At 70.4% G+C, this 9,936-nt stretch carries 7 protein-coding genes; 5 read left to right on the top strand and 2 right to left on the bottom strand.

All coding sequences use genetic code 11. The annotated features are described in order from the left end of the window. The first annotated feature begins 255 nt into the window (after positions 1 to 255). The gene (locus ESO86_RS06315) at positions 256 to 810 is read left to right on the top strand and encodes a MerR family transcriptional regulator (RefSeq protein ID WP_129234130.1); all 555 of its coding nucleotides are present in this window, start codon (positions 256 to 258) and stop codon (positions 808 to 810) included. A 95-nt stretch (positions 811 to 905) separates the two neighbouring features. Here the strand turns inward: ESO86_RS06315 and ESO86_RS06310 are convergent, their stop codons facing one another. Continuing rightward, on the bottom strand, positions 906 to 1,748 hold the full coding sequence (locus ESO86_RS06310; RefSeq protein ID WP_129234129.1) for a ParA family protein: 843 nt from the start codon (positions 1,746 to 1,748) through the stop codon (positions 906 to 908). A gap of 78 nt (positions 1,749 to 1,826) precedes the next feature. Between ESO86_RS06310 and ESO86_RS06305 the strand changes: the two genes are divergently transcribed. The 3 genes from ESO86_RS06305 to def are packed head-to-tail and all read left to right on the top strand — an operon-like array spanning position 1,827 to position 7,136. Then, positions 1,827 to 5,231 carry a pyruvate carboxylase gene (locus ESO86_RS06305; RefSeq protein ID WP_129234128.1) on the top strand — a complete coding sequence of 1,135 codons (3,405 nt, stop codon included), beginning with the start codon at positions 1,827 to 1,829 and terminating at the stop codon, positions 5,229 to 5,231. A gap of 38 nt (positions 5,232 to 5,269) precedes the next feature. After that, positions 5,270 to 6,631, top strand: coding sequence for a MinD/ParA family ATP-binding protein (locus ESO86_RS06300; RefSeq protein ID WP_242492231.1), 1,362 nt, complete (start codon positions 5,270 to 5,272; stop codon positions 6,629 to 6,631). Positions 6,632 to 6,644: 13 nt separating this feature from the next. Continuing rightward, positions 6,645 to 7,136 (top strand): peptide deformylase, encoded by a 492-nt coding sequence (def, locus tag ESO86_RS06295; protein WP_129234127.1) that lies wholly within the window; start codon positions 6,645 to 6,647, stop codon positions 7,134 to 7,136. A gap of 105 nt (positions 7,137 to 7,241) precedes the next feature. On the opposite strand, the gene ESO86_RS06290 is transcribed toward def, so the two are convergent. After that, positions 7,242 to 9,077, bottom strand: a complete 1,836-nt coding sequence (locus ESO86_RS06290) for an AMP-dependent synthetase/ligase (protein WP_129234126.1) — start codon at positions 9,075 to 9,077, stop codon at positions 7,242 to 7,244. Between the two features lie 141 nt (positions 9,078 to 9,218). On the opposite strand from ESO86_RS06290, the gene ESO86_RS06285 reads away from it, so the two are divergent. After that, positions 9,219 to 9,936 (top strand): ROK family protein (locus ESO86_RS06285; RefSeq protein WP_129234125.1); only part of this gene is annotated, 718 nt, incomplete at its 3' end.

The raw sequence follows: 9,936 nt of genomic DNA, 5'->3' as shown, positions 1-9,936 counted from the left end.
TCGTCGAGCAGGCGATCGCCCCCGAGCGTCGCCCCGACCCCGCCGGCCGTGCGCGGAGCGCGGAACGCGCCCGGGAGCTCGCCGACCGGCTCGCGGTCGTGCACGCCGCGGTGCTCCGCGACGTCCTCGACCGTCGCACGCACTGACTCGGCGACACGCCGTGACGTTCGGCCCGATGTCCTCGACTCCGCTGGTCGGCGTGGGTAGCGTTGGGTGCGCGCCGCTTCGGCGACGACGAGAGTAGAGGGGCGACGGATGAGCGAGCTCGATCGGAGCGAACGATCACGCTACGACCTCGGACTGCTCTTCACCGACGGCCTGCCGGAGCACGACGACGGCAGCGGATACCGCGGCGCGGTCGCCGCTCGGGCCGCAGGCATCAGCTACCGCCAGCTCGACTACTGGGCCCGCACCCAGCTCGTGGAGCCCACCGTCCGCGGCGCTGCGGGCTCCGGCTCGCAGCGGCTGTACGGATTCCGCGACATCCTCGTCCTGAAGCTCGTCAAGCGGCTGCTCGACACGGGCATCTCCCTCCAGCAGATCCGCGTCGCCGTGACCCAGCTCCGCGAGGCGGGAATCGACGACCTCGCCCAGACGACGCTCATGAGCGACGGCGCGAGCGTGTACCTGTGCACCTCCGACGACGAGGTCATCGACCTCGTGAACCGTGGGCAGGGCGTCTTCGGCATCGCCGTGGGCAAGGTCCTCCGTGAGGTCGAGTCCACGCTCGTCGAACTCGACACGCAACCGGTCGATCACGTCGACGAGCTGGCCGCGCGGCGCGCCCGCGCATCACGCAGGATCTCCTGACCACGCACCGGGTCGTACCCGACCGATGAGCGACGCGAGCGCGCCGCAAGGACGGCGTGCAGACGTCGGATGACGCCGTGTGACGTCGGCGTCGATCAGCGCTTCGGCGCGTCGAGCTCCATGTGCGGGGCGCCCGCCTGGCCGTAGTCGCCGATCCGCGCGGCGCGCAGCACGCGCTCGAGCAGCTGGTCGAAGTGGTTCGACATCTCCTCGGCGCTCTCGCCCGGCCACATGTGGAGCGGCTTCGCCGCACCCTGCGCCTGCTGGAGGGACGTGCGCTCCGGAAGCTGCGGGCTGAGCACGAGCGGGCCGAACATGTCGCGCAGTTCCTTGATGCGGAACTGGTGCTCGAGCGACTGGACGCGTGCACGGTTCACGATGATGCCGAGCGGCTGCAGGCGCGGCGAGAGTCCACGTCGGATCTCCTCGATCGCTCGGAGCGCACGGTCGGCGGCCGCGACGGAGAACAGGCCGGGCTCGGTCACGACCGCGACGCGGTCGCTCGCGGCCCACGCGGTGCGCGTCAGGGCGTTCAACGAGGGAGCGCAGTCGATGAGGACCAGCTCGTAGTCGGACTCGACGTTGGCGAGCGCCTCCTCGAGCTTCCAGATGTCGCGGATCGACGGGTGCGGGCCGTCGTAGTTGATGGCGGACGGGCTCCCGATCATGACGTCGATGGTCGACTGCGGGTTCGACCTCGTCCATCCGCTGGGAGCGATCGCCGATCGGACGATCTTCTCCTTCGGCGATGCGAGGACGTCGGCGACGTTGAGATGGCCCGACACCTGGATGTCCATGCCGGTGGAGACGTCGGACTGCGGGTCCAGGTCGACCACCAGAGTTCGCACGCCTCGCGCGAAGGCAGCCGACGCCAGCCCGAGGGTGACGGTGGTCTTTCCGACCCCGCCCTTCAGGGAACTGACCGAGAGAACGTGCACGAGCGAATACGTTACCGTTACTCGCAGAGCGATACCTAAATGTTCGCTGTGCGGAAGACCCCCATCGGAAAGGCCTGCATGTTCTCGAAGATCCTGGTCGCCAATCGCGGTGAGATCGCCATTCGCGCGTTCCGAGCCGCCGTCGAGCTCGGTGCGAAGACCGTCGCGGTCTTCCCCTACGAGGACCGCAACTCGCTCCACCGGCTGAAGGCGGACGAGGCGTACCAGATCGGCGAGCAGGGACATCCGGTGCGCGCGTACCTCGACGTGTCGGAGATCATCCGCGTCGCGAGGGAATCGGGTGCGGACGCGATCTACCCGGGCTACGGCTTCCTCTCCGAGAACCCCGAGCTGGCCCAGGCCGCGGCAGACGCCGGCATCACCTTCATCGGCCCGCCGACGCGGGTGCTCGAGATGGCGGGCAACAAGGTCACCGCGAAGCAGCAGGCGATCGCCGCAGGCGTGCCCGTGCTGAAGTCGACCGAGCCCTCGACCGACGTCGAGGCGCTCCTCGCCCAGGCCGACGAGATCGGGTTCCCGATCTTCGCCAAGGCCGTCGCGGGCGGCGGCGGCCGCGGCATGCGCCGCGTCGACCGCAGGGAGGACCTGCGCCGCTCCCTCGAGGAGGCGATGCGCGAGGCCGACAGCGCGTTCGGCGACCCGACGATGTTCCTCGAGCAGGCCGTCCTGCGGCCGCGGCACATCGAGGTGCAGGTGCTGGCGGACGGCACGGGCGAGACCGTCCACCTCTTCGAGCGCGACTGCTCGGTCCAGCGGCGCCACCAGAAGGTCGTCGAGATCGCTCCGGCGCCGAACCTCTCCGACGACGTCCGCCAGGCGCTCTACCGGGACGCGGTCGCGTTCGCGAAGTCCATCGGGTACGCCAACGCCGGCACGGTCGAGTTCCTCCTCGACACCGCGGGCGAGCGCGCCGGCGAGCACGTCTTCATCGAGATGAACCCCCGCATCCAGGTCGAGCACACCGTGACCGAGGAGGTCACGGACGTCGACCTCGTGGTCGCGCAGATGCGCATCGCCGCGGGGGAGAGCCTGGAAGACCTCGGCCTGACGCAGGACCGCATCCACCTGCGCGGCGCGGCGCTGCAGTGCCGCATCACCACTGAGGACCCGACCGCCAACTTCCGCCCCGACACGGGGAAGATCACCACCTACCGCTCGCCCGGCGGCGCGGGCATCCGGCTCGACGGCGGCACGGTCAACCCGGGCGCGCAGATCAGCCCCCACTTCGATTCGATGCTGGCGAAGCTCATCTGCCGCGGGCGCGACTACCAGCAGGCGGTCACGCGCACGAAGCGCGCCCTCGCCGAGTTCCGCATCCGGGGAGTGTCCACGAACATCCCGTTCCTCCAGGCGGTCATGGACGACCCGCAGTTCATGGTCGGCGACCTCAGCACGTCGTTCATCGACGAGCGGCCGCAGCTGGTCCGAGGCCGCGTCTCGAAGGACCGCGGAACCAAGATCCTGAACTGGCTGGCCGACGTCACCGTGAACCAGCCGAACGGTCCGGCGCCGACGACCGTGGCACCCGCCGAGAAGCTTCCCGAGATCGACCTCACCGCGCCCGCACCCGCCGGGTCGCGCCAGCGACTGCTCGAGCTCGGGCCGGTCGGGTTCGCGGCGGCGCTCCGGGCCCAGACGCCGCTCGCGGTCACCGAGACCACGTTCCGCGACGCCCACCAGTCGCTCCTCGCGACGCGAGTGCGCACGAAGGACCTCGTCGCGGTCGCACCGTACGTCTCGCGCATGACCCCGCAACTGCTCTCGGTCGAGGCCTGGGGCGGTGCCACGTACGACGTCGCGCTGCGCTTCCTCGGCGAGGACCCGTGGGAGCGGCTCGCGTCGCTCCGCGAGGCGCTGCCCAACATCAACATCCAGATGCTCCTGCGCGGGCGGAACACCGTGGGCTACACGCCGTATCCGACGGAGGTCACGGACGCGTTCGTCCAGGAGGCGGCGACGACCGGCGTCGACATCTTCCGCATCTTCGACGCGCTGAACGACGTCGCCCAGATGCGGCCGGCGATCGACGCGGTCCTCGCGGCCGGCACCCCGATCGCGGAGGTCGCGCTCTGCTACACCGGCGACCTGCTCGACCCGAACGAAGACCTCTACACGCTCGACTACTACCTGCGACTGGCCGACGACATCGTCGCGGCCGGCGCCCACGTCCTCGCGATCAAGGACATGGCGGGGCTGCTCCGCCCGACCGCGGCCGAGAAGCTCGTCGCGGCACTCCGCGAGCGATTCGACCTGCCCGTGCACCTGCACACGCACGACACCGCGGGCGGCCAGCTCGCGACGCTGCTCGCCGCCAGCCGTGCCGGCGTCGACGCGGTCGACGTCGCCAGTGCGCCCATGGCGGGCACCACGAGCCAGCCGTCGGCCTCCGCACTGGTCGCGGCCCTCGCGCACACCGAGCGCGACACGGGCATCCCGCTCGAGGCCGTCTCCGACCTCGAGCCGTACTGGGAGGCGGTCCGGCGGATCTACCGCCCGTTCGAGTCGGGCCTTCCCGGTCCGACGGGCCGGGTCTACCACCACGAGATCCCCGGCGGCCAGCTGTCGAACCTGCGGCAGCAGGCGATCGCCCTGGGCCTCGCGGACGACTTCGAGCTGATCGAGGACATGTACGCCGCCGCGAACCGGATCCTCGGGCGGGTGCCGAAGGTGACGCCGTCCTCCAAGGTCGTGGGCGACCTGGCCCTGCACCTCGCGGCGGTCAAGGCCGATCCTGCGGACTTCGAGGCCAACCCCGAGAAGTACGACGTGCCCGACTCGGTGATCGGCTTCATGGCCGGCGAGCTCGGCGACCTGCCGGGCGGATGGCCCGAGCCGTTCCGCACGAAGGTGCTCGCGGGTCGCGACGTTCGCGTCGGAGTCGCGGAGCTCACGCACGCCGAGCGCCGCGGGCTCGCCGAGCCCGGCGTGGAGCGTCAGGCGCTCCTCAACTCGTTGCTGTTCCCGGCGCCGACGCGCCAGTTCGAGCAGATCCGCGAGCTGTTCGGCGACCTGTCGGTCGTCGACACCGCGGACTACCTGTACGGACTGCGCCCGGGGTCCGAGCACGTCGTCGAGATCGACCGGGGCGTCCGGCTCTACGCGGGCCTCGAGGCGATCGGCGAGGCCGACGACAAGGGCATGCGCACCGTCATGACGATCCTAAACGGCCAGCTCCGGCCGGTCTTCGTCCGCGACCGCAGCATCACCGTCGAGTCCAAGGCCGCTGAGAAGGCGGATGCCTCGCAGCCCGGGCACATCGCTGCGCCCTTCTCCGGCGTGGTGACGCTGCAGGTCGAGGCGGGCGCCGAGATCGAGGTCGGCCAGGCCGTGGCATCCATCGAGGCGATGAAGATGGAGGCCGCGATCACGTCGCCGGTCGCCGGTGTCCTCGAGCGGGTCGCCATCCCGAAGACCCAGCAGGTGGAGGCGGGTGATCTGCTCGTCGTCGTACGCCCGGGTTAGACTCGGGACTGTTCCGCACTGATGAGGAGGGGAAATCGGTGGCAGAGCACGAGGACGATCCGGACCGCGGCGGCCGCCGCCCGGTTTCCCGCACCACCGCCGACCGCGCGCGGTCGGGCGGTGCGCACGCAGCCGACGACGTCGACGTCCGCGTCGACCTCCCGCCGGCTCCCGCGCGGGTCATGCCGGATGACGAGGTGGCCGTGGCGATCGACGACGTGGCCGTCGACCCGGGCGACCTGACCGCCGTGACGACGGGGACGACGTCCGTCGACGTGGTGCCCGCGCTGGCCGGTGCAGGGTACCGGTCCGCCGCGCGACAGGATCCGTCGCCGTACGGCGCCCTCCTCGCCGCCGACGGCGCTCGCCTGCGGCGCGAGCGCGTGACGACCGACACCGGTTCCCACGTCGCGATCGTGGCGGACGGCGAGACGGCGGTCGCGCCGGCCGAGGTGCCCGAGACCGCCGAGTCGCTCACCGCGGATCGCCTGATCGATGTCAATCGCACGACGCGACCGGCTCCGCAGGGCGGCATGAACCGCTTCCTCTACGAGGCGACCTTCCACTTGGTCAACCTCGGGGACTCGGCCAAGGTCCGAGCCCATCGCGAGATGAGCGAGCGCATCCGTCGTCGGTTCGAGGGCGGGGCCCGCTTCGTCCCAGTGCTGACCCGCAAGGGCGGCGTCGGCAAGACGACCGTGACCACCCTGCTCGGAATGGCCCTGGCCGACGCGCGCGACGACCGGATCATCGCGATCGATGCCAATCCCGATCGGGGCACGCTCGCCGAACGCGTCGACCGGCAGACACGTGAGACGGTGCGTGACGTGGTCGCGAAGGCGTCGTCGATCGGCGGGTACACGGACTTCTCGCGGTTCGTCTCGCGCGACGAGACGCGCCTCGACATCCTCGCGTCCGACACCGACCCGTCGTTGTCCGAGGCGTTCGACGACAACGACTACAACGTGGTCGCCGGGCTCGCGGCGCGCTACTACTCGCTCGTGCTGACCGACTGCGGCACCGGGATCGTCCACTCCGTGATGCGGGCGACGTTGCAGCGGGCGGACTCGATCGTGATCGTCTCGGGCGGCAGCGTCGACGAGGCGCGACTCGCGAGCGAGACCCTCACGTGGCTCGAGGCGAACGGGTACGGCGAGCTGGTCCGCAACGCCGTCGTCGCGATCAACCTGGCCACGCAGGGCACGCATCTCGTCAAGGTCGACGAGATCGAGGCCCACTTCCAGTCTCGCGTGCGCGAGATCGTGCGGATCCCGTACGATCCGCAGCTCGCAGCGGGGTCGGTGGTGAACTGGAGCGACCTGCGTCCGGTGACCCAGCACTCGGCCCGCGAACTCGCCGCCCTCGTGGTGGAAGGCCTGCCCGTCGAACGCGGGCACTGAACACGGAGCACCATTGCCGGAACGTCCCATTCGCCTGTTCGGCGACCCTGTCCTGAAGACCGTCTCGAGCCCCGTCGACCTCGTCGACGACCGCGTCCGTTCGCTCGTCGAGGATCTCGTCGACAGCGTGCGCCTCCCAGGGCGCGCAGGTGTCGCCGCGCCCCAGATCGGCGTGAACCTCCGCGTGTTCAGCTACAACGTGGACGGCGAGGTGGGCTACATCATCAACCCGGTGCTCATCGAGGTCACCGGGGACCCCGAGCTCGTCGATGAGGGGTGCCTGTCGGTTCCGGGGCTCTGGCACAAGACGCCGCGGCATCCGTTCGCCCGCGTGCGCGGGATCGACCTCGACGGAAACGAGATCGAGCTCGCCGGCGAGGGGCTCATGGCACAGGCACTGCAGCACGAGACCGACCACCTCGACGGCGTGCTCTACCTCGATCGCCTCGAGAAGGACGAGCGGCGTGCGGCGATGCGCGCCGTGCGCGAATCCGACTGGTTCTGACCGGCTCTCGCGCCCTCGCGTTCGGGCGTGCCGTGGCGGCGCGGCGCGCAGACGACGGATGCCCCGCGGCGCGCGCCGCGGGGCATCCGTCGTCCGTCGACCGTCTCAGCTGATGATCGAGTGGCCCTCGGTCGCCGGTGCGCCCGAGTAGAGGCCTTCGATCTCGGATGAGAAGTCGTCGAGGATGACGTTGCGCTTGATGCTCATCTTCGGCGTGAGGTGGCCGCTGTCCTCCGTGAACTCGATCGGGAGGATGACGAACTTCCGGATGGACTCGGCGCGCGAGACGTTCTCGTTCGCGGCGTCGATCGCACGCTGCACCTCGGCGAGGACCACGGGGCTCTTCGCCGCCTCGTCGACGCTCATCCCGGCGTCCTCGCCGTGGTTGTTCAGCCACACCGGAAGCATCTCGGGGTCGAGCGTGATGAGCGCCGAGATGAACGGCTTCTGGTCGCCGACGACGACGACCTGCCCGACGAGCGGGTTCGCACGGATCGGGTCCTCGAGCGCGGCGGGGGCGACGTTCTTGCCGCCGGCCGTGACGATGATCTCCTTCTTCCGTCCGGTGATCGTGAGGAAGCCGTCGGAGTCGAACGCGCCGATGTCGCCGGTCTTGAACCACTCGCCGTCGAAGGTCGCCGCCGTTGCCTCGGGGTTCTTCCAGTACTCCTTGAAGACGTTGATGCCCTTGACCTGGATCTCGCCGTCGTCTGCGAGCCGCACCGAGACGCCCGGGAGCGCCGGGCCGACGGTGCCGATCTTGGACCTGTGGGCCAGGTTCACGGTCGCCGGCGCGGTCGTCTCGGTGAGGCCGTAGCCCTCGAGGATCGTGATGCCGAGCGCGTGGTAGAAGTGGCCGAGTCGAGGGCCGAGCGGTGCGGAGCCCGAGACGGCGTACTTGACGTTGCCGCCCATCGCCGCGCGGAGCTTGGAGTACACGAGGCGATCGAACAGCGCGAACTTGAGCCTCAGGCCGAGCGGGATCTTCCCGCCGGCCTCCTGCGCCGTCGAGTACGCGACGGCGGTCTCGGCCGCGGCGTGGAAGATCTTGCCCTTGCCGCCGGCCTCGGCCTTCTGCTCCGACACGTTGTAGACCTTCTCGAACACGCGCGGCACCGCGAGGAGGAAGGTCGGCTTGAAGCTGCCGAGCGACGGCAGGAGCTGCTTGGTGTCGGGCTGGTGTCCGACCCGCACGCCCGCGTGCACGCAGAGCACCGAGATGAACCGCGCGAAGATGTGCGCCGTCGTGATGAACAGGAGCGTCGATGCGCCGTTCGGGTCGAGCACCACCTCCTCGAGCGCGACCGCCGAGTTGCGGCACAGTTCCACGAAGTTCGCGTGCGTGAGCACGCAGCCCTTCGGCTTGCCGGTCGAGCCGGAGGTGTAGATGAGCGTGGCGATGTCGGATCCGACGGCGAGGTTGCGACGTCGCTCGATCTCGTCGTCGGCGACGTCGGAGCCCGACGCGGCGAGCTTGTCGAGGTCGCCGAGGTCGATCTGCCAGACGCTGCGGATGGCCGGCAGGTCGGGGTGCACCTCGTCGAACCGGGCGAAGTGATCGGCCGTCTCGAGGATCATCGCGACGGCACCGGAGTCGCCCAGGTTCCAGCGGACCTGGGCAGGCGAGCTCGTCTCGTAGACCGGGACGAGGATCGCACCCGCGAACCACGCGGCGAAGTCGATGAGCGTCCACTCGTACCGGGTCTTGCTCATGAGCCCGATCTTGTCGCCGGGCTGGATGCCGGCCGCGACGAGGCCCTTCGCGAGGCGCACGACCTGCTCGTGGAACTCGCGCGTCGTGACGGGGCTCCAACCGCCATCGGCGGTGGGCAGCGAGAACAGCACCGAGTCGGGCGTGGCCTTGACCCGGTCGACCAAGAGGTCTGTGGTGTTCGCGTCTGGGTCGGCGGGGACCAGTGGCGCGGTGGTGAATTCGATCACGGTAGCTCCTTCGGCACCGGGAGGGTCGCACGGGTTCGGGGTCGCACGACCACGGCAGTGGGTTGACTACACTCTAGTCGGTGCGGCGCGGAGCAGCCCGGCCGCTCCACACCCACGCATCCCCGGCGAAAGGCGTTCGACGTGCACGCGATCGGCATCGACATCGGCGGCACGAAGATCGCCGGCGCAGTGGTCGACGAGCTCGGCGGCATCGTCCGCTCCGCACGGGTCCCGACACCCGTCGACACCGCGGCGCTGGAGGACGCGGTCGTCGCGATGATCCGCGAGCTCGAAGCGGGTGAGCCCGTCGCCGCGGTCGGCGTCGCAGCGGCCGGATTCATCGACGCCGCACAGTCGACCGTGTACTACGCGCCGAACATCGACTGGCGCAACGAGCCGTTCCGCGAGAAGCTCGAAGCGCGCGTCGGCGGCAGCGTCGTGGTCGAGAACGACGCGAACGCCGCCGGCTGGGCGGAGTTCCGGTTCGGCGCCGGGCGCATGGTCAGCGACATGGTCATGCTCACGATCGGCACCGGCGTCGGCGGCGCCATCGTCGCGGGCGACCGCCTCTTCCGCGGCGGGTTCGGCGCGGGCGCCGAGCTCGGCCACATCCGGCTCGTGCCGAACGGCGTGGCCTGCGGCTGCGGGCAGCACGGATGCCTCGAGCAGTACGGGTCCGGTCGTGCCCTCATGCGCATGGCGAACGAGATCGCCGATGCGGGCGGGATCGGGCAGAGCCTCGCGCGGGCGCGGGAGGAGCACGGCGCGCTCGACGGGACGATCGTCGGCGGGCTGATCGCCGCCGAGGACCCGGGCGCGGTCGCCGCGCTGCGGCAGCTCGGCCGCTGGCTCGGCGAGG

Origin of the sequence: Agromyces binzhouensis (assembly GCF_004135055.1) — a bacterium.
In the GTDB taxonomy this organism is placed as follows: Bacteria; Actinomycetota; Actinomycetes; order Actinomycetales; family Microbacteriaceae; genus Agromyces; species Agromyces binzhouensis.
Note: the sequence above shows the minus strand (reverse complement) of the source record. Positions and strands in the feature narration are given on the sequence as shown.